Genomic DNA, 22,573 nt, shown 5'->3' with positions numbered 1-22,573 from the left:
GCCCGCGCCCGACGAAGGAGAAATGGACGTGCCGCAGCAGGGTGTACTCGAGGGCAAGGTGTCCATCGTCACCGGGGCCAGGCGCGGCATTGGTAAGGCCGAGGCCGAAGCCCTCGCGGCGCAAGGTTCCGCGGTCGTCGTCTGCGACATCGTTTACGACGAGCTCGTCGCCGTGCGCGACGCGATAACGGGCGCCGGTGGCCAGTGTGTCGCGTTGCAGTGCGACGTCAGGGAAAAGGACCAGATTCACGAGGTGGTGAATCAAACCGTGTCACATTTCGGCAAGGTCGACGTCTTGATCAACAACGCACAAGGCGCCGTCGATCCCGTCGAGTGGGAGGATCTCGACGACGAAACCATCCATACAGCACTGTATTCGGGACCAGTCGCAAGCCTGCGGTTCATGCAGGCCTGCTTCCCGTACATGAAGAAGCAGAATTGGGGTCGGATCATCAATACCGCTTCGGGCGTCTCTCGGGGCGGCGTATCGAACTTCGGACACTATGCAATGTCCAAAGGCGCGATTGCCTCACTGACTTATGCTGCGGCGACCGACTGGAGCAAGTTCGGCATCACGGTGAACGTGATCTACCCTGCCATCCTGACCGAGGGGATGAAGGCATGGATGGAGCTCAGCCCGGAGAATCGCACGATGATCGAGTCATCGTTCCCCATCGGGTATGCCGGTGATACGGAGAAGGATCTGGCGCCCGTCGTCGTCTTCCTTGCCAGCGACGCGGCCGGGTATCTCACGGGACATCCGTTCTACATTGACGGCGGTGCCGCGTACGCACCGCGATAGGTGGTCGCTTATTGCCGGCTGAGCCGGCGCTATCGCCCGGGACCGCGAGGTAGGCAACGTGACGGACAATGTGGGGCAGACGAATTCGGCAGCCTTCAACTTCACCGGTACCCGCGTGCTGGTGACGGGAGCTACCAGCGGAATCGGGCATGCCACGGCAATGGCGTTTGCGCACGCGGGCGCGGCGGTAACCGTGACGGGGCGGCGCGCTTCGGCCAGCGGCTATGACGTCGACCTTGACGGGTTCGAATACCTCCAGTGCGAATTGGGCTCGCCGGAGTCGGTGGACGCCGTCGTCGGTGCCATTGACCGGCTCGATGTCCTCGTCAACAATGCCGGCGGTGCAATGCCCGGCGGAGTGAGGGAATGGGACCCGAGCGGGTTCGCCGAAGCGGTGGCGGTGAATCTCACGGGTCCAATGAGGCTGACTGTCGGCTTACATCCCATGCTCAGGGATAGTGCAGCGGCAGGCGGGGGAGCGGTTGTCAATGTCGGCTCGATGGCGGCTTTCCGTACGACTGCACCGTTCCCGGGCTACGGCGCCGCCAAGTCGGGACTGGTGATGCTCACCATGAACCTGGCCCGCAAATGGGCGAAGGATGGCATCCGCGTCAACGCGATAGCGCCTGGTCTCACGCTGACCGCCAGATCAGCAGAGGCGATGGCCAACCCCGAACTTCTGAAAGCCGAGTTGCGGCGCATTCCGATGGGGCGAGCGGCGAACCCCGAGGACATCACCGGACCGATACTTTTTCTATGCACGGGCGCCGCGGCCTACATCACGGGCGCGACGTACGCCGTCGATGGCGGATATTTGACTTCTTGATTTGGGCTGACCGAGCCGGAACCGGCAACGACCGGATTTCGGACGGGACAATCAGTAAGATAAACTAGCGCATTCGAATGTCGAGTCGATCCGCGAGGGTGGAGGCGATCGTGAAAATCGAGCCCGGTCGCGGCATCGACCACGCAGAGGTGGTTCTGCCGCGATGAGGTTCGAACTCAGCGAGGAACAGGAGCTGTTTCGCGAGACGACGCGTCGTTTTCTGCTGAGCGAGACACCGCTGAGTGAAATTCGCGAAAAATGGCAATGGGCACAGGGGTTCGACCGCCGTTGGTGGTCCCGTGCTGCGGCGATCGGCTGGACTTCGCTGCTGGTCTCCGAGGATAGTGGCGGCGGATCCTTGTCCGGCCTGCCGGCGTGCGACGCGGCGATCGTCGCAGAGGAGGTCGGGCGGGTGGTGGGACCCGGGCCGTTCTTGCCGGTGTCTCTGACGGCATTCGCTATCGACGCGTACGGCTCAGCGGATCAGAAGGCCGATCTGTTGCCCGGGCTGCTGTCCGGTGACTCGGTGGCTACGTGGGCGTTTGCCGAGGCGGGCGATGTCTGGGAGACCTCGGCGCTGACAACGGCAATCGAGCCGGTCGGCGACTTCGTGGTGATCAACGGCCGCAAGAGCTATGTGGAAGCCCTTGGGTCCGCGGACTGGCTGTTGGTCACGGGCAGGAGTGACGCCGGGCTGTGCCAGGTCGTGGTTCCAACGGATGCGGCTGGCGTCGAGATCACACCGGGCCGCAGCATCGACATGGTGCGGCGGTTCGGCACGCTCGGCCTGGTCGACGTTCGGCTACCCGCCGACGCCGTGGTGGGTGACCTCGGCGGAGCGGCCGAGGCGGTCGACCGCATGCTGCAACTCGCGGTGATCCTGCAGTGTGCGCAGATCAACGGAGCAGCGGGCGAGCTCTTCCAGCAAACCATCGAATATGCCAAGTCCCGTTACGCCTTTGGTCGGCCGATCGGCGCGTACCAGGCCATCAAACATCGCCTCGCGGATCTGTTGCAGCGGCTGGAGTTCGCGCGTGCGATCGCCGACGCGGCCGCCTTGGCTTTCGACAAGCAGCAAGCCGATGCTCGCGAACTGGCCACGATTGCAAAGGCATACGTACCCGACGTCGGACTCGACATCGTCGACGACTGCGTGCAGATCAACGGCGGCATCGGCGTGACATGGGAACACAACGCCCATGTCTTCTCCCGGCGGGTCGCTTTGGACCGTGCTCTGTACGGTGCTCCCGAGATGCACAAGGAGGCCTTGGTCGACGGACTCGGGCTGGTGTCGAGCCGATGACTGCGCAGACTGAGAACGCAACGATGGAGAGCGTCGAAGACTTCACCCACCGCGCCAGAACCTGGGTGATCGCCAACCTTCCAGTCCTGGGGGATGATTCGCTTTCGGAGCGGGAACTGCAGGCACTACTTTTCGATGGGGGATTCGCCGGGATTGCGATGCCCAGCCAGTACGGCGGGGCCGGGCTGACGCTACGTCACCAGCAGGCGTTCTTCGACGAGGCGGCCGCCGGCCACCGCGTTCCGCGGTCTTTCTGCGTGTCCATCGCGATGCTGGGTGCGACGCTCCTCGAGACGGCCAGCGAGGTCCTGAAAAATCGCCACCTGCCCCGCATCCTGCGGGGCGACGAGCAGTGGATTCAGTTGCTCTCCGAACCAAGTGGCGGCTCCGACATGGCCGCGGCGCTGACCAGGCTCGACCGCGCCGGCGACGACTGGGTGCTCAACGGGGCCAAGATGTGGAGCACGTCGGCGACGGTGGCCGACTGGGGAATGTGTCTGGCGCGCACCGATTTCTCGGTACCCAAGCACGCGGGATTGTCCATGGTGTGCGTACCGCTGAAGAACGTCAAAGGGGTCACCATTGCGCCGATCCGGCAGGCTAATGGTGTGGAGGCGGACTTCTGCCAAGAGTTTTTCGACGACGTCCACATTCCCGCTGACCACATTGTCGGAGAGGTCAACGAAGGCTGGAAGGTGGCCAAGGCGCTGCTCGCACACGAGCGGCTCGCGGCGACGGGCGCAGCGCACGGATACGGGCTTGCCGATCGTTTCGACGGCTTGGGCAGCGCACCGAGCGCCGACCCCACCGCCTTGGTCAAGGCCGCGCAACGACGCCGTTCGACCGAAGGCCTGCGCCACCAGATAGCCGATGCCTACATCGAGCGCAAGGTTGCCAAGTTCGCAGGGGAAAGAATCGACACCGGAATCCGAATCGGCGCGCTGCAGGCGAGCTGGGGTTCGGTTGACAAGTTGCATCTCGGGATGAACGTGCCGCGCGAGTCCAAAGTCGCTCTGGCCGTGCACGGATGCGACGGCGTGATCTGGGACGGCGACGAGCCGATGGTGGGGGGCGCGGGCGAAGACTGGGTGGTGAGCCGGGGTGTGGCGTTGGGTGGCGGATCAAACGAAATGCAGCGCAATCTGATCTCTGAAGGACTGCTCGGTCTGCCCCGTGAGCCGTCGGTGGATACCCGGATCCCGTTCTCCGAGGTCCTGCGAAGCCGCCGCAGACCCGACGGCGACGCGTGAGCCGAATTGCGCTTGTCGGTCCCGGCGCGATCGGTGCGACGGTCGCGGGCATGCTGCACGCGGCGGGTCGGCCGGTGTTGCTGTGCGGTCGCACTCACCGCGACTCGATCACCGTTTGCCGGGAGGGCGCAGAGCCAATCGTGCTTCCGGGACCCGTGCACACCGACCCTCGCGATGTCGACGGCCCATTCGATGTGGTGCTGTTTGCGGTAAAAGACACGCAGAACGCCGCGGCGGGTGCGTGGTTGGCCCGGCTTTGCGACGAGCGGACGGTGGTGTGCGCGTTGCAGAACGGCATAGAACAGGCCCAGCGGGTCGGAGCGCTGTGTCCGTCGTCGCACCTGGTTCCCGCGGTCCTGTGGTTCTCATCGGAGATCGACGGCGACGGGCGAGTGCTGGTGCGCACTCCGGTGCGCGTGGTGTTGCCTGAGACAGCGGCGGGCCGGCGGCTCGCGCGTCTGATGCGGTGTCCGGGGATGACGCTCGAGACCAGCGCAGATTTCCTGTCCGAGAGCTGGCGCAAGTTGCTGGCCAATGCGCTCGCCGGTCTGATGGCCCTCTCGGGACGTCGGTCAGGCATGTTTCGCCGCGACGACATCAGCGAATTGGCGCACGGCTATATGGCCGAGTGTGCCGCCGTCGCGCGTGCCGACGGTGCCCGGCTAAGCGATGCGGATATCGCCAAGGTCGCGGGCATGTTCGCAAAGCTTCCCGAGGACCTCACCACGTCGATCCTGACCGACCGGGGGCGGGGATTGCCGTTGGAGTGGGACATCCGCAACGGAGTCATCATCCGCAAGGGCATCGAACATCGTCTGGCGACACCGATCAGTGATGTGCTGGTGCCGCTGCTAGCGGCCGCCAGCGATGGTCCGGGGTGATTCCGTCAGGATGCGCAATACCGCCGGACCTGTTCGGGATCGAAGCTGAAGCCCCATCCGGGTCGGTCGGTCACCACTGAGTTCCCGTCGCTATCCAACTGGATCCGTTCGCGGTAGATCGCCTCGAACCACGGCATGTACTCGAGGAAATAGCCGCTCGGCATCGCGGCCAGCAACGCGAGGCTCATCTCGGTGAACAGGTGCGGGGAACAAGGGGTGCAAAACGCCTCGCACAGCTGGCCGGCTTTGAGAAGCCCTGTCGGGCCACCCATCCGCTGCAGATCCGGCATAGCCACATCGACGGCGCCGGCTTGCAGTAACTCGAGAATGCCCCGATGGGTAAACACACTCTCTCCCGACGCCAGCGGGGTGTCCAGGGCCCGCCGTATCTCCGCCTCACCGGTGTGGTCGTGGCAGAGTACCGGTTCCTCGAACCATGTCAGGTTCATTCCCTCCAACATGCGGCCGATCCGAATCGCTTGTGTGACAGTCAATTGCTGGTACGCGTCCACCATCAGCGCGATGCTAGGTCCGATCGCTTCTCGAACGGCGCGGACCCGAGTGACCGTCTCGTGTGGATCGGCGGCCCCGATACGGGTCTTGACTGCGCGAAACCCCTTCGCTACCAGAGCATTTGCCTCTTGTTGCAATTCGTCGATCGTCAAGTGCTGCCACAGCCCGCCGCTGGCATACGTGGGTACCGACGCCCGGCACGCACCGATAAGGTGCGCGACATTCAGCCCTGCGGCTTTACCTCTCAAATCCCAGAGCGCCATGTCGATTGCCGCGACGCCGATGGTCGCTACGCCTTTGCCCAGGAAGTTCACGTCCTGGCCGGCCCGTGCGTTCAGCGAGCCGCTCATCAACGGGTCCAGACCGACCACGAGATCGCTCAGCTGCCGGACCATTGCATGGATCACGGTGAGGCCGCGATTGTTCAGCGTGAAGACGAGCCCCTCGCCGGTCAGGCCTTCGTCGGTGTCGATGAAGGTCAGAACGCAATCCGCCGACCGGATCGAGCCCTGACCGCCGAGGCCGATGGCTGGATCGATCGGCAGGCGCACGATCGTGGTGCGTAAACCGGTGACCTTCATGGCACCTCCCTGATATCCGACTGTCACCGCGCAAGGCAATAGTTGCATAGTTTGCATTGATATAGACCATTCCGACGTTTAGTGTGAAACGGTGATCGACCCGCAGAACCTTGTGCTGATCAGCGTTGATGACCACACCGTCGAGCCCGCCGATATGTTCCAGGGTCGGGTGCCGAGTCGGTACATCGATGATGCCCCGCGAATTGTCGAGGAGCCGGACGGCTCTTGCTACTGGGAGTATTCGGGGCTCAGACTGCCGAACATCGCTCTCAATGCCGTCGCGGGCCGCCCGAACGACGAATGGGGTTTCGAACCCTCCCGCTTCGAGGAGATGCGGGCGGGTTGCTATGACGTCGACGCGCGGGTGGATGATATGAACGCTTCGGGCGTGCTGGCGTCGTTGTGCTTTCCGTCATTTCCGATGTTCTCCGGCGCCCTATTCACCTTTCACGGTGACCGCGATGTCTCCGAAGCGATGGTCCGCGCCTATAACGACTGGCACCTGGAAGATTGGTGTGGCCGCCACCCCGACCGGTTCATACCTCTTGGAATTCTGCCGTTGTGGGATCCCATCCTGGCTGCCGGCGAAGTCCACCGCTTGGCAGAGCAGGGTTGCCATGCCGTAACCGTTCCGCAGCACATCGGTAAGTACGGCCAGCCGCCTTGGCAACATCCGCAGTGGGACTCGCTGTGGGAGGCCGTGTGCGAAGAAGGCGCCGTCGTCAACATCCACATCGGCACGGGCGGCGGGGTACCCGTACCTTCCGATATGACCAGTTACCTCGCCTGGAACGCCATGTCCGCCGTCGACACCCAGCGGTTCACCGCGGATCTGTTGTTCTCGCCGATCGTGCGGAAATTCCCGACGATCACCTTCGCTTTGTCCGAGGGCGGGATCGGCTGGATCCCGTTCCTGCTCGAGCGATTCGAGGACGTCTACTCCCGTCAGCGCGCGTGGACCGGCGACGATCTCGGCGACGGGCTGACGCCGACCGATGTCTTTCGCCGAAATTTTGTGTCCTGCTTCATCCGTGACCGCAGCGGTATTGCAAACCGCCACAGCATCGGGGTCGAGACGATCTGCTGGGAGATGGATTACCCGCACTCGGACAGCAGTTGGCCCGACGCGCCAGAACAGCTCGCCGCGCAGCTGGAAGGTTGTACACCTGACGAGGTCGAAGCGATCACATGGCGCAATGCCGCGCGGATCTACCGCTTCGACGCCGTCAGCAGATTGGGCCGGGACACCTGCACCGTCGCGGCTCTGCGCAACCGAATCACCGATATGGACTTCTCGGCACCGAAGGTCGCGGCCGGAAGGGCTCCCAAACCGGGCAAGGCCGCGCTGACCTACGGAGAGATGAAGGTGCGGATGGGGGCGGCCATCCGCGGCGGAACCGAGGATTGATTCTTTGCGGTGACGCGTTAGGTCGGCAGCGTCTCCGAGCTGAGCCGAAACACAGGAACCGACACCCCGCCCTGGTCGCGGAAGCCGACCGTGACGGTCTTGCCGATTACGACGTCGTCGACTGGTGAATCGACGACATTGGCGAAAACCCTTGGGCCCTCCTCGAGTTCGACAATCGCGATCACGTACGGTGCCTCGGCTCGCAGCGCTTGCGTGGGCGCGCGGCGCACAACCGTCCTGCTGTAGATGACGCCGCGCCCGCTCGCCGGCGTCCACGTCAATCGTGGCCCGTGACAGCGAGTGCAGAACAGCCGCGGATAGTGCTGCACGTTGGCACAGTCTTCGCAGCGCTGCAGCAGTAACTCACCGCGCGCCGTGGCGCCCCAGTAGCCCTCGGAGTCCTGGTCGGGGACCGGGCAGGGCCAGGGGTGTCGCTCGTTGTCCGAAATGCTCATTGGTCCCGTCCGAAAATGGTGGTGCAGTGCGAGGCCAGGATTCCGCCCTCGGTGTGGACGAGTGCCAGTTGCGCATCGGGCACCTGGCGGCCACCGCAGTTGCCGCGCAGCTGTGCAACGGCTTCGGTGATCTGGAACAGCGAACTCGATTTGCCCGCATGCGAATGCGAAAGCACACCGCCGTGAGTGTTGGTGGGCAATGCGCCGCCGGGCGCCGTGGCGCCCGAGGCGATGAATTCGCCGCCCTCGCCGCGACCGCAGAATCCAAGGTCCTCGAGTTGCATCGGCTGGATGAAGCTGAATGCGTCATAGACCATCGCGACATCGATGTCACTGCGGGACACGCCGGCCATCGCGAACGCGGTCTCGCCGGACGCAACCGCGCTGGTACGTCCCAGATCAGCCGCCTGCGAGACGTGCTCGAAGTCGTGCGTTTCGCCGATGCCGAGCAAGGCGATCGGCGGCCATCGAAGATCGCGCGCACGCTCGGTGGTGGTGACCAGCATCGCCGAGCCGGCATCCGAGATCGGTGCACAGTCCAGTAGATGCAGCGGGTCGGCGATCATCTTGGACTCGAGTACCTCGTCCACCGACAGAGGCGACCGATACTGGGCGGCCGGGTTCAGTGCGGCCCATTGCCGGTCGACCACCGCAGCGAGTGCCACGTGCTCGGCTGTCACACCTGTCTCGTACATGTATCGGGCTGCAAAGAGCGCGTACAGGGCGGGAATCAATGGGCCGGAGGGCGATTCGTACTGCGGGTGACCGATGGTCGCCATCGATTCGATGGTCGCCGTCTTGCCCATACCGGTGGCCAGGTTGTCGGCCTTGGCGACCAGGACATGCTTCGCCTGCCCGGTCAGCAACATGCCCGCGGCATACTGCAGAACGGCCGCCGACGTGGAGCCCCCGGTATTGAGGGTCAGACAGTGCGCGGGCGCGATACCGAGGTACTCGGCAACCATCTCAGCGTGATAGAGGAACGGTTGTACCCGGGAGTTGGCCGTGATGAAGCAGTCCACGTCGGACAGCGCTACGCCGGCGTCGCGTGCGGCCGCCACGGCGACTTCGGCATGCAACTGGACGCTCGACCGCTCAGGATGGTGCCCACCGGCGGTCTCGCCGATCCCCGCGACGGACAATGCGCCTCGAAGCCGATGTGTGCTCAACGGCGACCCTTCGTCAGTGCGGTGCGGAACTCGTCGCCTGCCAGGGCGGCAACTACGAGTTCGTTCGACGCCGCGATGTCGTCGGCGAGTGTGCGTTGCAGGCTGGCATAGACCTGTGACTTGACCGTGGCCACCGCGTTGGGTGCGCACCGCTCGGCGATGCCGGTTGCGTAGCGTTGGGCCGCTTCGAGCACATCGCCGTCGGTGTATTCGGCCAGCCCGATGCGTCCAGCCTCCCGTCCATCTACCGTGCGTCCGGACAGCAGCAGATCCAGCGCCCGATGGGTGCCGACGGATCGACTCAGCAGCCACGCCACACCGTTCTCGGCAACCAGCCCGAGTTGGGTGAACAAGAAGCGGAATTTCGTTCCGGGCCCGGCGAACCGGATGTCACAACCCATTGCCTCGACGGCCCCCGCGCCGGCGGCGGGACCGTTGACCGCGGCGATGACCGGCTTGCCAATCCCGATGAGTCTGGCGGGGGTGCTCGAGTTGAAATCGGGTTGAGCTGTGCCGCCGGCAATTCCGTCGAGTTGGGCCGTGTCGGCACCGGCGCAGAACGCATCTCCTGCGCCGGTCACGACGATCACCCGCACCGCATCGTCATCGGCGGCGGCGGCCAGTTCGGCGTTGTAGCGTTCGCGCATCGGTGGTGTGAATGCGTTGCGCCGGTGCGGACGGTTCAGGGTGATGGTGGCGACCCCGTCGCGCACATCGGTGAGGATCGTTTCGGCGGCGTCAGTCACGCGGGGGCTCCGTTGCGGGTAGGAAAAGCTTGGCGGTGGCGCGGACGTGGTCACCGAGGCGGTTGCTCCCGGTAACCCGGATCGTCAGCAGTTGGCCGACATCGTCCGCGGTCACCTCGGTGACTTCACCGCGCAACGCCAGGACGTCGCCCGGGTAGCCCGGCGCGCCGAGTTTCACGGCCAGCGAGCGGATCACCGCGCGTGGGCCGGCCCAGTCGGTCAGGTAGCGACCGACGAGACCGGAAGTGGTCATGACGTTGAGGAACACGTCCGCCGAGCCGCGTTCTCGCGCAATTCTCGCGTCGTGATGACCGGGGTAGAAATCGCGGGACGCGATCGCTCCGCCGACGATCAGCGTCGTCGTGATCGGGATGTCGAGATCTGGCAGCGCCGTGCCGGGGGCCGCTTTCGGGGGCTGCACCGCGCTCACGGTTTCACCCGCGCTTCCAGCTGTGCCCAAACCGTCGCAAGCTGCGCTGAGGCGCCGCCAAGAGTGAACTCGATATCTTTGGCGCGCAGGAAGAATCGGTGCATCGGGTAATCCATGTCGACGCCCATTCCGCCGTGGACATGCTGCGCCGTCGACGCGATGCGGTGCCCGGCTTCGGCCGCCCAGAACTTGGCGGTGGCCACCGCGAGCGTGGCATCGCCGCGGTTGCGGTCCATCGCGTCGGCGGCGTCGTACACCGTCCACCGCAGCGCTTGCAGGTCGATGTACGCGTCGGCCAGCCGATTGGCGACCGCCTGAAAGGTCGCGATTGCCCGTCCGAACTGCCGGCGTCCCGTCGTGTAGGACGCGGCGAGCTCCAAAGCCCCTTGCAGGCAACCCAGTTGCTGGGCCGACAGGTAGAGCAGCGCGTGGCGCTGCAACGCGGGCGCGGCGTCGGGATGCGTCAACGCGTCGCTCGTGTCGACCTCGACGGATTCGAGATCCACAGTCCAGCGGGTGGCGCCGGTTGTGGCTAACTCTTCGGTCAGTGAGACACCGGCCTGTCGCGGATCGACGAGGAATACCCCGGCTGTGCCGTCGGGAAGCGACGCGGTGACGAGCACGCGCGACGCGCGTTCGGCAAAGGCGACAGCCACTTTGGTCCCGTCGATGCGCCAACCGTCACGGCACTGGACCGCCGTGGTCTGGCCGTGTTCGACGGTGTCGGCGCCGGGTTCGGCAATCGCCAGCGCGAATACTTCCCGTCCGGAGGCAATTTCACGCAGGTGCGCGTCGTGTGCGGCCGGATTGCCGTAGCGGTCGAGCACCGTCATGGACACCAGCGCGCCGATCGCGGGCACGTCGAGGGCCTTCGCGCCGATGGCGACGAACAGTTGCACGGCCTCAGCCGCGCCGAGGTGGTCACCGCCTGTCGACTGGGGAGCGAAGTTGGACAGCAGACCCGACGAAATCAGTGCGTCCCACCCGGCGGTGTCGTCGCCCTCAGCCACCTGGTGCAAGACACCTGCGGCGACTTCGGCGATGACCTGTTGCGTCTCGGTGAACCGAAAATCCATGACGACTCAGTCCTTATCGGAGGGTCTGAAGCGGAACACCACGAAGCGCAGCGTGCCGACGACCTCGTCGTTCTGGTCGGTGTAGCTGACCAAGGTGGTGATGAAGAAGCCGGTGCCCAACTTCGTGGTCTTGGGTTCGGAGATCGACTCGATCACACAGTGATAAGTGAGCAGATCCCCCGGCACCAGGTAACGCACGTATTCCGCTTCGCACGCGGTCGCGACGACGCTGGGATAGCCCGCTTCGTTCAGCAGGCGGGCCAAGATCTCCTCTCCGTCGTCGTCGCTGAGTTCAGGCACGTCGAAGCGGCGGTCGTGATGGGTCCAAGACTGCAACATCGTTGGCGGGGCCACGATGTCGGCAAAACCGGCGTCGATTGCATCCTGCCGGCTGGTGTACACGGGATTGTTATCGCCCATCGCCTGACACCAGTGCCGGATCATCGGGAGGTTGACCGGGTCATCGGCGCGTCGGGGGCTGGCGCCCGTGCGTCCGACGAACGCCAGCAATTCAGCGTGCAGTCGGGTGATGTCTGTTTCGGCCGTCACCGCGGCACCCGAGGCGTGTGCAGCGCGCCGGCGGCGATGATCTCGCGCTGGACTTCATTGGTTCCGCCGCCGAACGTGTTGATGACAGCGCGCCGGTAGGCCCATTCCAGGTCTCCGCGCAGTTGCTGTAGTCGCCCCTCGCGGACGGTGGCCAGCGCGCCAAGGACTTCCATCAGCAGGCGGTACACCTCGATGACTGTTTCGGTGCCATACACCTTCGCCACCGACGCGTCGGCGGCACTGAGTTCGCCTCGGCCGATCTTCCAGCTGAGCTCGGCGTTGATCAGATGCAGAGGGGAGAGCAATGCGTGGCAGCGGGCCAGCGCCGATTGCACCCAGGGCAGGTCGGCGCGCCGCGAGCCTCGTGGGCCCGCCGGAGTCAGCGCCCAGCGGGTGACCTCGTCGAGCAGTGTAAAGGCCAGTCCGTTGAACGCGGCGAGCGCAAGACGCTCGTGGTTCAGTTGCGCCGTGATCAGCTTCCACCCCGTATTGAGCCCGCCGACCAGGTCGCGGTCGGGCACGGTGACGCCGTCGTAGTACGTGGCGAATGTGCTGTAACCCGCGATGGTGCGGATCTCGGTGGCACGAAAACCTGGGGTGCGGGTGTCGACGACGAAGATAGAGATTCCGCGGTGTTTGGGGGCTTCGGGGTCGGTCCGGGCGGCCAGCCACACGAATTCGGCGGTGCCGCCCCGGCTGGTCCACATCTTGGCGCCGTCGACCACCCAGTGATCGCCCTCTCGGACAGCGCGCGTACGCAGCGACGCGAGATCCGTGCCCGCGTCGGCTTCGCTGTATCCCACGGCGAAGTCGATCTCGCCCGCGAGGATTCCGGGCAGATAGGCGTTCTTCTGCTCCTCGGTACCGAACTCCATCAACGTCGGCGCCACCGTATTGAGGGCGACGAAAGGTACCGGCACTCTTGCGCGTTGGGCTTCGTCGTAAAAGATGTACTGGTCGATGGCGTCTCGGCCCTGGCCGCCGTACTCGATTGGCCAGCCGATCCCCAACAGCCCGCGTTTACCGAGCTCTCGGATGACGCCCTTATAACAGGGGCCGCCGTGCACCTCATTCTCGAGTTCGTGGCGAAGCGCGGGTTTCATCAGATCGGCGAAGTAAGCCCGCAGCTCTTTGCGCAATGCCGTCTGCTCGGCGTTGTAGGTCAGGTCCATCAGCGGCCGTCGGTCCTTCGCTCGACCGTCACTTCTGCGGCCATGTCGCGTACGCAGTCAGGCCTTCCAAGGCGAGCCCGTGGCCGAGTCCGTCGGCGAGCTTGCGGCGCAAATCGTTGACGAGCGCGGCGCGCGTGCACCGCAGCGCGACCTCGTGCTGGCCGGCCAACATGCGAGCGTGCTCCCATGCCCGGTCCATGAGATCCACCTCCGGCAGCACCTCGTTGACCACCCCAAGGTGGAGTGCCTCAACGGCGTCGATTTTCTGTGCTGTCAGCAGAAAGTAGCGGGCCCGGTTGGGTCCGAGCAGCGCCGGCCAGACCACGTGTACGCCATCACCGGGAACGGTCCCGTACCGGAAGTGTGGCGCATCCTGGAAATAGGCGGTGTCCGCTGCCAGGGTGATGTCGCTGAGCACGGCGAGCTCTGCGTGCACCGTGGCAGGCCCGTTGACAGCCCCTATCACGGGTACCGGGATTGCCAGAAGCGCGGTCAGGAGCCGGATTCCGTCGGAATGGATGCGATCCCACTTTTCGGGCGTCATCGGCCCGACCCAGGAATTGTCCAGTGCTCGCAGAAAGGTGTTACCGCTGCCGGTGAGAATCACGACCTTGTTGTCGCGATCGGCGCCGACGTCGCCGAAGCAGTGACCGAGTTCTTGGTGAGGTCCGGCGCCCCATACCAGCGGCCCGCCATCGGTGTGTAGTCGGAGCTCGATGATCCCCCCGTCTCGGCGCATCGCCACATGCCGATAGAGCCGGGAGTATTCGGCGAACGTTCGGTTCATGAACTGTTCAACGTGACGACGATGACCGTGTGTGGGGCCTCTTCGCGAGCGACGACGAAGGTCTCACGTACCCGGTCTTCCAAGCCAACAGACGGCGGATCCAACACCGACGCTGCTCCTTCCGGTCCTTCCGAGTCGTGCGGGGGGTGCGTGGGCAGGATCCGCACACCGACTACTCTATATCATAGGCTTAATCATCTAACCTATTAAGTGGATGCCGCGGGCGGCAGCTGCTGAGGAGCGACGCAATGGGTGGGCATGGATGCCCGGGTCCGGTCAGTGCACGGCGGCCGGCCGAACTCCGAGAGAGGGCCGGCGCGGCAATATGATCTCTTTAAAACAATATGTCGGATGGGGCAGCATCCGTGCGGTGCCAGTTTTCGAGGAGCGAGATTGAGTACTGACGTTCAACTGGAGCAGCGCCCGCTTCGGGACGCCGCTCGGAAGTTTCTCGATCACCACGCATCGTCGGAGAAGGTGCACGAGATCGCCTCGGACACAGCGGCGCTCGACCGCACCTTCTGGACCGCGGCCAGTGAACTGGGTTGGACGTCGTTGCTCGTTCCCGAGGAATCGGGTGGCGGCAGCGTCAGCGGCCTGCCGTTCGCCGATGTCGCAGTGCTCGCTGAGGAGTCTGGACGCCACATCGCACCGGGGCCGTTGGGTCCGAGCAATGTGGTGGCCTTCGTCCTGGCGCACGACGTCTGCCAAGCCGACACTCTGGCGGCTGTCCTCAACGGAAGTGCAGTCGCGGCTTGGGCATTGTCGGACGGTGGTGGCTGGGAACCGTCGAGCGTGACCGCACGAGCGGAACGGAGCAAGGACGGCTATGCGATCACTGGTGTTAAACACTTCGTCGAGGGAGCGCCCGACGCCGACACCTTCCTCGTCACCGCCCGAGCGCCGGATGGGCTGGCGCAATTCGTGGTTGACAAGTCGGCTCCCGGTGTCAGCGTCTCACCCATGCGGGGTCTCGACCCTCTGCGCACCTTCGGCACGGTCGAATTCGTGTCGACCCCGGTCAAAACGTGCGCGCGCGTTCACGGAGCTTCCGCCGGGGATGAGATGGCGGAACTCGCATTCTGTGCGGCGATTGCCATCCAGGCGGCCGAAACCGCGTCCCTGATGCGCCGCGTCTTGGAGATGACGATCGAATGGGTCGGCCAGCGATACGCCTTCGGACGGGTGATCGGGTCCTACCAGGCTCTCAAGCACCGACTCGCTGAACACCTTCTTGCGGTCGAGTGCGCTGCGGGGATATCGGCCGCGCTCGCCGAGGCGATGGATGCCCGTTCGAGTAACTTCTCGGAGCTGGCCAGCACGGCCAAGGCCTATATCGGTGACGCCGCCGTCAATCTTGTGTCAGATGCCATTCAGATGCACGGGGGCATGGGCATGACATGGGAACACGATCTGCATCTGCATCTGCGGCGTGCGTCGACGAACCGCGTGATCTACGGTTCGCCGTCCGAACACCGAGAACGGCTTTGCAAGCTGGCTGGGTTCTGACGGGCATCGAGATGAGCGATCACATGACGAACTCGGGTGAAGATGTCGCTGTTCGAGAATCGGTAGAAGCGTTCCGTAGCCGCGTCAGGCAGTGGTTACCGGGCCATCTGCCGAAGGCGGGCGAGCACTCGCGTCGCGAGGAATCTATCGAGACGCTGACGGCGCGGCACCGCGAACTTCAGGGCCGCCTCTGGGAAGCCGGGCTCGCCGGCATCCGCTATCCGCGCCAATACGGTGGCCTTGGTTTGACCGAGAAGCACCAAGAAGCGTTCTTCGCCGAGGCGGCGGGGTACGAATTGCCACTGGCATTCGCGGTGACGCATGGGATCGTGCTTCCGACGATCATGGACTTCGGCACCGAGGAGCAGTGTGCACGGTATGTGCGCGCGGCGTTGCGAGGCGATGAACTTGCCACGCAACTTCTTTCCGAACCGAGCGGCGGGTCGGACATGGCAGGCGCGCTGACCCGAGCAACGCGCGACGGTGACGAATTCGTGGTGAACGGTGCCAAGATCTGGAGCAGCTCGGCCCACCTCTGCGAATACGGGTTGCTGCTCGCGCGTACCGACCCCGACGTGCCGAAGCACCGAGGCCTCTCGATGCTTATCGTGGCTCTTGACGCCCCGGGCGTGACGGTCAATCCGATCCGCCTCGGCAACGGGACCAGCGAATTCTGCGAAGAGTTTTTCGACGACGTGCGGATTTCCGCAGCCAACCTGGTGGGTGAGCTCAACGATGGCTGGGCAGTGGCTTCGCGGATGCTTTTCCATGAGCGCACGATGCTGGGAGACAACGGAATGAATGACTCCCGGCTCAGCCCCGCAGGGGGCACCCAGGACGTCGTCGATCCGCTGGTGGCTCTCGCGCAGCGGTACGGCGTCACGTCTGACCCGTTGGTCCGCCAAGCGCTGGGCGAGGCGCTGATGATGGCGAATCTGAAGCAACCCGCCATTGAGCATGTGAGCGAAGGTCTGCGCTCGGGTAGGTTCCCGGGGGCGGGTGCCAGCCTGCTCAAATTGTTCGGATCCAAGACGGGCTTTCGCCGATTGGAGTTAGGCATGCTGATCGCCGGCGAGCGCGGCGTTGTTTGGGATGAGTCCGAACCGGATCCGATCGGCGTCCAGTGGCTTCATGCGCGGGCCTACACGCTGGCGGGCGGTACGACTGAGATGCAGCTCAACCAGATCGCCGAGCGGGTTCTTGGCTTACCGCGCGACCCGGCGCCAGATTTCCGCGACGTGCCATTTTCCGATCTCCCGCACAACTGAACCATGGCCGAGCAACCAGCGACCGACCCCGATGTCACCGCGGCAAGACCGTCTCTGAACCGGCTGCTCAATCCCGCGACCATCGCTTTCGTCGGCATCGGTGAGGGCTCGCGCTGGGCGCATGCGGTCCAGCATTCGCTTAACAGCGGCGCCGAATGCTACTTCGTTCATCACAAGGCGGACAAAGCGTTTGGGCGGCGCACCTTCCGTGTGCTTTCGGAAATCGAGCAACCCATTGATGTCGTGTTCAGCGCGCTCGGCGCCGAGCGCACTGTCGATCTGGTCGAGCAGGCCGCCGCTGCGCGTGCCGGCGGATTAGTGACGTGCGCGGGTGGATTTGCCGAACTGGGCGACGAGGGCGCGCGTTTGCAACGGCGGATGGTCGACGCCGCGCTCGCGGGTGGCCTCCCGGTGGTGGGCCCCAACGGTATTGGGCTGATCAACGTTCGGCGGCAGCTGCATCTGAGCATGCTGCCCATCTTTCGGCGCCGCGCGGGAGGGCTTTCGGCCGCAACCCACAGCGGTGCGATGATCGAGGCGATGGCGGCCGCCGCGGCCCGAACCGGCGGCGTCGGTTTCAACCTCCTCGTCTCCGCCGGTAACGAACCCGTGACCGATATCGCCGACTACCTGGATTACTTCGCGCGCGATGAGCACACGCGCGTGATTGCGTTGGCGATCGAAAAGATTCGGCGGCCCGAAGCGTTTTTTGACGCTGCCAGACGATGCCTGGAGGCGGGCAAACCGGTGGTGGCCATCAAGCTGGGGCGCAGCGAACGGACGCAGCGGATGGCGGCGTCACACACCGGGACGTTGACCGGTGATGCGTGGGTATACGACATCGCCTTCAAACAGGCGGGCATCCTTCCGGCGGAGGACATCGACGATCTGATCGACCGCGTTCAGTTCCTCGAACAACTACCGCGGAGGCGATGGTCGCCGGTGCGTGGACTCGGAATCCTCACGATGACCGGAGGGTTCGCCCAATTGGCGAGCGACCTTGCTGAGGTTGAGGGCTTAAGTGTTCCTGAGGTTGATCGGCTACAACCGTTCGTGAGCGAGAACATTCCCGGTGGCGTGGTCACGAACCCCTTGGATGCGACCGGCTTCGTCGGTGTGATCGACGGTTTGTGGCGCAAGGTCCTGTCCGAGTATTCCTCGGCGCCGGAATTCGACGCCTTGCTCTACAACAGCCAGTACGCGGAATGGACCCAGTCGGACTTCACAGATCAAGAGTTCGCCGAATTCGGCGCGGTGAGCGACAAACCATTCATCATCGCGCCGCTGGCGGGGCACGCCGGCGCGTGGCTGGACCGGTATCGCGAGCAGGAGATCGGAGTCGGCAACGGTCTGCGTGGCTGCCTGCGCGGCTTGCAGACCATGGGGGCGTTCATGCGGCTGCGCCCTGGGCTGTGCGTTCGCCCGCCTTCCGATATTTCCGCGGTGGCCCGCCCAGATGGACCTTTCCTCGAGGCTGGGGACGATTTGATGTTGTCGTTCGCGACGACCATGGATCTCCTCAATTCTGCCGGAATCCCCACTGCGCCATACCATTTAATCGCCGCGAATGATGAGGTTTCCCTGCCTCCCTTCCCGGGGCCGTACGTCGTGAAGTTAGCCGACGTAGCTCACCGAACTGAACACAACGCGGTCCGTCTGAACGTTGCTGCGGAGGGTTTGTCGGCCGCTGTCGACGACTTGAGGGCCATTTCCGCTGCCGCAGGATTGCCGCCACTGGCCGCCGTCCAACCGATGGTTGCCGGTCGTGGCGAGGCCTTCATCGGCATCAGGGGCTCTAGCGAATTGGGACCGCTAGTCGTTTTCGGCCTGGGTGGGGTCTTCGTGGAGGTGTTGCGGCGAATCGGCGGGCGGATCGCGCCGTTAACGCAAGCGGACGCTGCCGATCTCATCGACGAGTTCAGCAACACCGGCGTGCTCGATGGACACCGAGGGGCACCGCCGTGGGATCGTGGCGCGCTTGGCGACATCCTGGTAGCAGCCTCGTGCCTTGCGGCTGGGGGACGTTCGTGGATCGAATCGATAGATATCAACCCGCTGATCGTTACCACGGACGGGTTCTTGGCGGTCGACGGATTGTGTTTCGTCCACCCCGGGTGATCGCACTTGGCGGGGCGACAACCCCACGTCGGGGATGACGCCGCCACGGCTAAAGCGACGGGCCGATCGCTCGGCAGCGGTGACAGGCCTTCGTTCAACGATCGAAGTACCGGGTCGCCCGGTCAGGAGGGGATGCGCTCTACTTCGACGGGCACCGCGGTGACGCTGGGCTGGCCGGTCAGCAGGTCAGGCACAGGGTTGGTCAAACGATTGACATTCTGGCTGTGCCATCCATGCGCGATCCAAACGGTCTCTCGGGCCATCGACGGATCGACGAGCACCTCGCCGGTGACCTCGCCGCGCCCCGTATAAATACGCACGCGATCTCCGGTCTGGATTGTTCGTTCGCGCGCCACGTCGGCGCTGATCCGGATACGAGGAGCTCCTTCCCCGAGTGCTATCCCGTAGTGCGAGCTGTTCACACTTTCGATCGTGCGACCGCTCACCAAGCGAGGTCCGGCAACGTCAGTGCGCTGCACGAGGCCGGGCAGGCGGTCAGTCAGCACTCGTGGCGCGAGCCTCCACATCCCGCCTGGGAGCGCCTTCTCGTGAAACCATCCGTATCGGAAATCGACGTCGCGCCCGTCGATGCCTGCTTCGAAGACCGCCTCGGCGTCTTCGCAGGTGAGGCGGGTAACGGCATACATTAGTTCTCTGTCTGTCACCGTCTCGGGGTCGACACCGGGGATGACCGACAAGATCTGGAAACCCATGCGAGAACCCAACTCTGAAAGAAGTTGCCACACGTGTCGACGTTGCGCGCCGGGTTCCACGATCGCGGTCGAGACGTAGGCCCGTTCGAACCCGTGCTGCGGGAGGAAGCGCATGTCGTTACGTTCGGTCAGCCACGTGCACGGGACGACGTGCGTGGCGATCTCGGTGAGGTCCCACTCGAGGACGTCAACGACGACGAGCACCTCGAGGGTGGAAAGGGCCGCGAGAAGACGTTCCGCCTCCGGCGCGGCCCCCACCGGATCGGCACCCACGACTATCAGTGCACGAATGTTTCCAGCCTCGATCTCGTCGACCATCGCGACGGACGGTCGCTCGGTGAAGATCTCGCCGAGTTCGGGGCGACTGGCCGGGCCAGGGCCCGTGGAGCCGCCTTCGGGCGCATGGCCCTCCCATTTCGGTCCGTCCATCATCGCGCTGTTCCCGGGTAGGAAACGCATTCCGCCCTTGCGGTCCAGCGAGCCGGTGAGGATGCCCACCACCCAGATGAGCCAGTACGTCACCACTGCGTCCGGTGAGAAGGAAATCCCGGTTCCTGGCAGGAACGAAACCTTGCCGTGCCGCTTGATAGCCGCGAGCAGATCGAGTAAGTCGTGTTCCTCGAGACCCGTTCGTTGCGTCGCCACCCCGAGATCGAAAGGAGCAAGCGCGGTGCGCAGACGCTCCACATCGTCGGCATCGCAGGCTGTTTCGAGCTCATCGGCGTCGAAGCCGTCCCGAAGGAGTTCACGCGCGAGCCAGGCGAAGATGAACACGTCCGATCCCGGCCGGGGCGCCAGGTGCCGATTCGCCATCCGCGCGGTGCGCGTGGCTCGTGGATCGATGGCCCACACCTCACCGCCGCGCTTACGGAACGCGCGGACCCGGTCGTTGAAGTTGGTGGCCGGGGTTCCGACATAGCCGCCGGAAACCGAGGGGTTCTGTCCGACGACGACCGTCAATGTCGCGGCAGGCTCATCGGGGGTCCAGACCGGCACGGCCTGAGTGAAGCCGGTTACCAACTCGGCGGCCCGCATCAGTGGCGCGACATCGAGCGTCAGTGCGCTGTAAAGGGACTTCGTACCGATCATCCCGAAGAAGGTGTGCATCGCGAACAACTCGTTGACGGAGAAGGTCCCGGTGCCAGAGAACTTCGCGATGCTGTCGGCGCCGTACTCGTCCCTCAGTCGTTGCAACTTGGTTGCCAGGTCGTCGAGAAAGTCGGTCCATTCGACCTCGACACCGTCGATCCGCGGCCGATCGATCCGGTGCGCGGCATGATGCACCTGGGGGATATTGCGCCCCTTCTTGCAGCTATAACCATGCGAGGCCGGATGATCGCGATCGGCAACGACTTTGGTGATCCGATCGCCCTCGACGGTCGCGTACATTCCACAGCAGGATGCGCAGAGAAAGCAGTTGAATCGCACCTGTTGAGGCGCGGTCGCCCTCTCATCTGTCATGCGGGTCACCCTCGACGTGGGTACTAAAAATCCGCGGCGGTCACGAGTGGGCGTCCACTAGATGGGCCGGGTCGGTGGCGGCGTCGCGCCGGGTCAACCGCACGTTGAGTTTCGCCAAACCCCGCAGTGTTGGATTGGTGCGCCAGCCGGGCTCTCCCACGACCTCGATGCTGTCCACGTGTTTGACGATCTGACGCAATACGGTGTGGCCCTCGAGCCGTGCCAACTGCGCACCCAAGCACAGGTGCACGCCCGAGCCGAACGACAAGTGGCCGGTGGGGTTGCGTTCGACCCGAAATTCGTCGGGGTTGTCGAACTGACGTGGGTCTCGATTGGCCGCGCCCCACAAGAGCAACACCCGTGAACCCGCCGGGATCGTTGTCTTCTCGACGACATAGTCGACGCGCGCCGTACGGTACAGACCTTGGATTGGCGCGAAGTACCGCAGCTGCTCTTCGATGGCGCTGGGGACCAGCTCTGGGCGATCTTGAAGAAGCCGCAGCTGGTCAGGGTTGTTGGACAACGTCAAAAAGAGCGTGCCGAGCATGTTGGTCGTGGTTTCGTTGCCTGCCAGCAACAGCAGGAACGCAAAGAAGAACAGCTCGTCGTTGCTGAGTTTGCCGCTGTGAGCGTTGGCGACCAGTCGGCCCAGCACGGTGTGCTCGTCGAGCAGCTGTCCTTGGCGCAACTTGTTCGTGAAGTAATGATGAAAATGGCCGATCGCCCGCATGCCCGCGATCCCCTGCTTAAGCCCCGAGAGCGACATGTTCGCGTTGGCCAGGCGCACGGTTTCGTTGGACCATGCCTTGAAGGCGGCCAAGTCGTCGCCGGCGATTCCGAGAATGTGGGCGATCACAGCGGTGGGCAATGGTTCGGCGAGTGTAGTGACCACGTCCACTTGACGATGAGAGAACAGCGCGGCGGTGTGATCGATCGCAAGCTGCTCGACCATGGCTTGCCATGATTCCAGTGCGCCCCGAGTAAATGCTGGCTGAGCTTGCTTTCGCATTCCGGTGTGCCGGGGAGGATCCACCGTCAGCAGCGAGGGTGAGCGCATGCGGTTGTAAGAAATGCCGTCAGCGCTCGACAACACATCGGAGGCTCGGGCGCCGGCGCGCACATGTTCGTAATGACTGAGGATGTAGATGCCTCTGCGTGGGTTGTATTGGACGGGGCCGCGCGCCAGGAGCTCACGGTAGTGGGGATAGGGGTCCGCCGTCGTCTCCGCATCGAGCGGATCGAAGTCGGTGATTTGGACGCCGCTCGGGATCGGCCTCCTGCGGGCCTTGCGCACGACGCCGTTAGCCATGTCATCGAGAAAACCCGTGGCGAGGCTTGGCCCGTACATCTTGAGGAATCGCAGCTGGGATCGGATCGGCATGGTGACCAAGCCTAGGTTGGAGGCCAGCCGCTGTAAATATCTAAGCAGCATAAACTTCCCGCGCCCACGCTGTGCTGGATGGCCGCAGAGACACTTTCCCGTCGGCAGACGAGCGGGTGCTAGCTGCGCTGATGGGGCAGCTGACGATCCCAAGTGCCCGTGTGGGGTCCGGCCT

At 64.3% G+C, this 22,573-nt stretch carries 20 protein-coding genes; 9 read left to right on the top strand and 11 right to left on the bottom strand.

Annotation, left to right across the window (positions count from 1 at the left end):
- Positions 1-22 precede the first annotated feature (22 nt).
- From BRW65_RS01455 to BRW65_RS01435, 5 genes are all read left to right on the top strand, one after another.
- Positions 23-802, top strand: a complete 780-nt coding sequence (locus tag BRW65_RS01455) for an SDR family NAD(P)-dependent oxidoreductase (protein WP_073870372.1) — start codon at positions 23-25, stop codon at positions 800-802.
- A gap of 58 nt (positions 803-860) precedes the next feature.
- Complete coding sequence (locus BRW65_RS01450; protein WP_244167950.1) at positions 861-1,628, top strand: SDR family NAD(P)-dependent oxidoreductase; 768 nt, start codon at positions 861-863, stop codon at positions 1,626-1,628.
- A gap of 163 nt (positions 1,629-1,791) precedes the next feature.
- Positions 1,792-2,931 (top strand): acyl-CoA dehydrogenase family protein, encoded by a 1,140-nt coding sequence (locus tag BRW65_RS01445; protein WP_073870370.1) that lies wholly within the window; start codon positions 1,792-1,794, stop codon positions 2,929-2,931.
- Positions 2,928-4,181, top strand: a complete 1,254-nt coding sequence (locus tag BRW65_RS01440; RefSeq protein ID WP_073870367.1) for an acyl-CoA dehydrogenase family protein — start codon at positions 2,928-2,930, stop codon at positions 4,179-4,181. The genes BRW65_RS01445 and BRW65_RS01440 overlap by 4 nt, the downstream gene beginning before the upstream one ends.
- On the top strand, positions 4,178-5,062 hold the full coding sequence (locus tag BRW65_RS01435; RefSeq protein WP_073870365.1) for an oxidoreductase: 885 nt from the start codon (positions 4,178-4,180) through the stop codon (positions 5,060-5,062). Before BRW65_RS01440 ends, BRW65_RS01435 begins: the two co-directional genes overlap by 4 nt.
- 5 nt (positions 5,063-5,067) lie before the next feature.
- Here the strand turns inward: BRW65_RS01435 and BRW65_RS01430 are convergent, their stop codons facing one another.
- Positions 5,068-6,156 carry a mandelate racemase/muconate lactonizing enzyme family protein gene (locus tag BRW65_RS01430; protein ID WP_073870362.1) on the bottom strand — a complete coding sequence of 363 codons (1,089 nt, stop codon included), beginning with the start codon at positions 6,154-6,156 and terminating at the stop codon, positions 5,068-5,070.
- A 91-nt stretch (positions 6,157-6,247) separates the two neighbouring features.
- On the opposite strand from BRW65_RS01430, the gene BRW65_RS01425 reads away from it, so the two are divergent.
- Positions 6,248-7,564 carry an amidohydrolase family protein gene (locus tag BRW65_RS01425; RefSeq protein WP_084187649.1) on the top strand — a complete coding sequence of 439 codons (1,317 nt, stop codon included), beginning with the start codon at positions 6,248-6,250 and terminating at the stop codon, positions 7,562-7,564.
- A 17-nt stretch (positions 7,565-7,581) separates the two neighbouring features.
- Here BRW65_RS01425 and BRW65_RS01420 read toward each other — a convergent pair whose 3' ends face one another.
- From BRW65_RS01420 to BRW65_RS01385, 8 genes are read right to left on the bottom strand one after another with little or no spacing between them, the layout of a single operon-like run.
- On the bottom strand, positions 7,582-8,019 hold the full coding sequence (locus BRW65_RS01420; protein WP_084187648.1) for a Zn-ribbon domain-containing OB-fold protein: 438 nt from the start codon (positions 8,017-8,019) through the stop codon (positions 7,582-7,584).
- On the bottom strand, positions 8,016-9,188 hold the full coding sequence (locus BRW65_RS01415; RefSeq protein ID WP_073870359.1) for a thiolase C-terminal domain-containing protein: 1,173 nt from the start codon (positions 9,186-9,188) through the stop codon (positions 8,016-8,018). The genes BRW65_RS01420 and BRW65_RS01415 overlap by 4 nt, the downstream gene beginning before the upstream one ends.
- Entirely contained in the window at positions 9,185-9,934 is a 750-nt protein-coding gene (locus BRW65_RS01410; protein WP_167373975.1) for an enoyl-CoA hydratase-related protein, read from the bottom strand. The genes BRW65_RS01415 and BRW65_RS01410 overlap by 4 nt, the downstream gene beginning before the upstream one ends.
- On the bottom strand, positions 9,927-10,364 hold the full coding sequence (locus tag BRW65_RS01405) for a MaoC/PaaZ C-terminal domain-containing protein (protein ID WP_208611736.1): 438 nt from the start codon (positions 10,362-10,364) through the stop codon (positions 9,927-9,929). The genes BRW65_RS01410 and BRW65_RS01405 overlap by 8 nt, the downstream gene beginning before the upstream one ends.
- A complete protein-coding gene (locus BRW65_RS01400; protein ID WP_073870355.1) occupies positions 10,361-11,440 on the bottom strand; it encodes an acyl-CoA dehydrogenase family protein in 1,080 nt (359 codons plus the stop codon). The genes BRW65_RS01405 and BRW65_RS01400 overlap by 4 nt, the downstream gene beginning before the upstream one ends.
- Before the next feature lie 6 nt (positions 11,441-11,446).
- Positions 11,447-11,989: an FAS1-like dehydratase domain-containing protein gene (locus tag BRW65_RS01395; RefSeq protein WP_073870352.1), complete on the bottom strand. Its 543-nt coding sequence runs from the start codon at positions 11,987-11,989 to the stop codon at positions 11,447-11,449.
- Entirely contained in the window at positions 11,986-13,161 is a 1,176-nt protein-coding gene (locus tag BRW65_RS01390; RefSeq protein ID WP_073870348.1) for an acyl-CoA dehydrogenase family protein, read from the bottom strand. The genes BRW65_RS01395 and BRW65_RS01390 overlap by 4 nt, the downstream gene beginning before the upstream one ends.
- A gap of 28 nt (positions 13,162-13,189) precedes the next feature.
- Positions 13,190-13,948 carry an enoyl-CoA hydratase/isomerase family protein gene (locus tag BRW65_RS01385; protein ID WP_073870345.1) on the bottom strand — a complete coding sequence of 253 codons (759 nt, stop codon included), beginning with the start codon at positions 13,946-13,948 and terminating at the stop codon, positions 13,190-13,192.
- 258 nt (positions 13,949-14,206) lie between these two features.
- Here BRW65_RS01385 and BRW65_RS01380 point away from each other — a divergent pair, with 258 nt between their 5' ends.
- From BRW65_RS01380 to BRW65_RS01370, 3 genes are read left to right on the top strand one after another with little or no spacing between them, the layout of a single operon-like run.
- Positions 14,207-15,457, top strand: coding sequence for an acyl-CoA dehydrogenase family protein (locus BRW65_RS01380; protein ID WP_084187645.1), 1,251 nt, complete (start codon positions 14,207-14,209; stop codon positions 15,455-15,457).
- Positions 15,458-15,468: 11 nt separating this feature from the next.
- Positions 15,469-16,725 (top strand): acyl-CoA dehydrogenase family protein, encoded by a 1,257-nt coding sequence (locus tag BRW65_RS01375; protein WP_073870339.1) that lies wholly within the window; start codon positions 15,469-15,471, stop codon positions 16,723-16,725.
- 3 nt (positions 16,726-16,728) lie between these two features.
- Positions 16,729-18,843 (top strand): acetate--CoA ligase family protein, encoded by a 2,115-nt coding sequence (locus BRW65_RS01370; RefSeq protein ID WP_073870336.1) that lies wholly within the window; start codon positions 16,729-16,731, stop codon positions 18,841-18,843.
- A gap of 122 nt (positions 18,844-18,965) precedes the next feature.
- Here the strand turns inward: BRW65_RS01370 and BRW65_RS01365 are convergent, their stop codons facing one another.
- Together BRW65_RS01365 and BRW65_RS01360 are read right to left on the bottom strand one after the other, a co-directional pair.
- Positions 18,966-21,017, bottom strand: a complete 2,052-nt coding sequence (locus BRW65_RS01365; protein WP_084187643.1) for a molybdopterin-containing oxidoreductase family protein — start codon at positions 21,015-21,017, stop codon at positions 18,966-18,968.
- A 40-nt stretch (positions 21,018-21,057) separates the two neighbouring features.
- Positions 21,058-22,398: a cytochrome P450 gene (locus BRW65_RS01360; RefSeq protein WP_244167949.1), complete on the bottom strand. Its 1,341-nt coding sequence runs from the start codon at positions 22,396-22,398 to the stop codon at positions 21,058-21,060.
- Between the last annotated feature and the right edge of the window lie 175 nt (positions 22,399-22,573).

This window comes from Mycobacterium paraffinicum, from assembly GCF_001907675.1.
GTDB classification, from domain to species: Bacteria; Actinomycetota; Actinomycetes; order Mycobacteriales; family Mycobacteriaceae; genus Mycobacterium; species Mycobacterium paraffinicum_A.
This window is presented reverse-complemented; position numbering and strand designations above follow the sequence as displayed.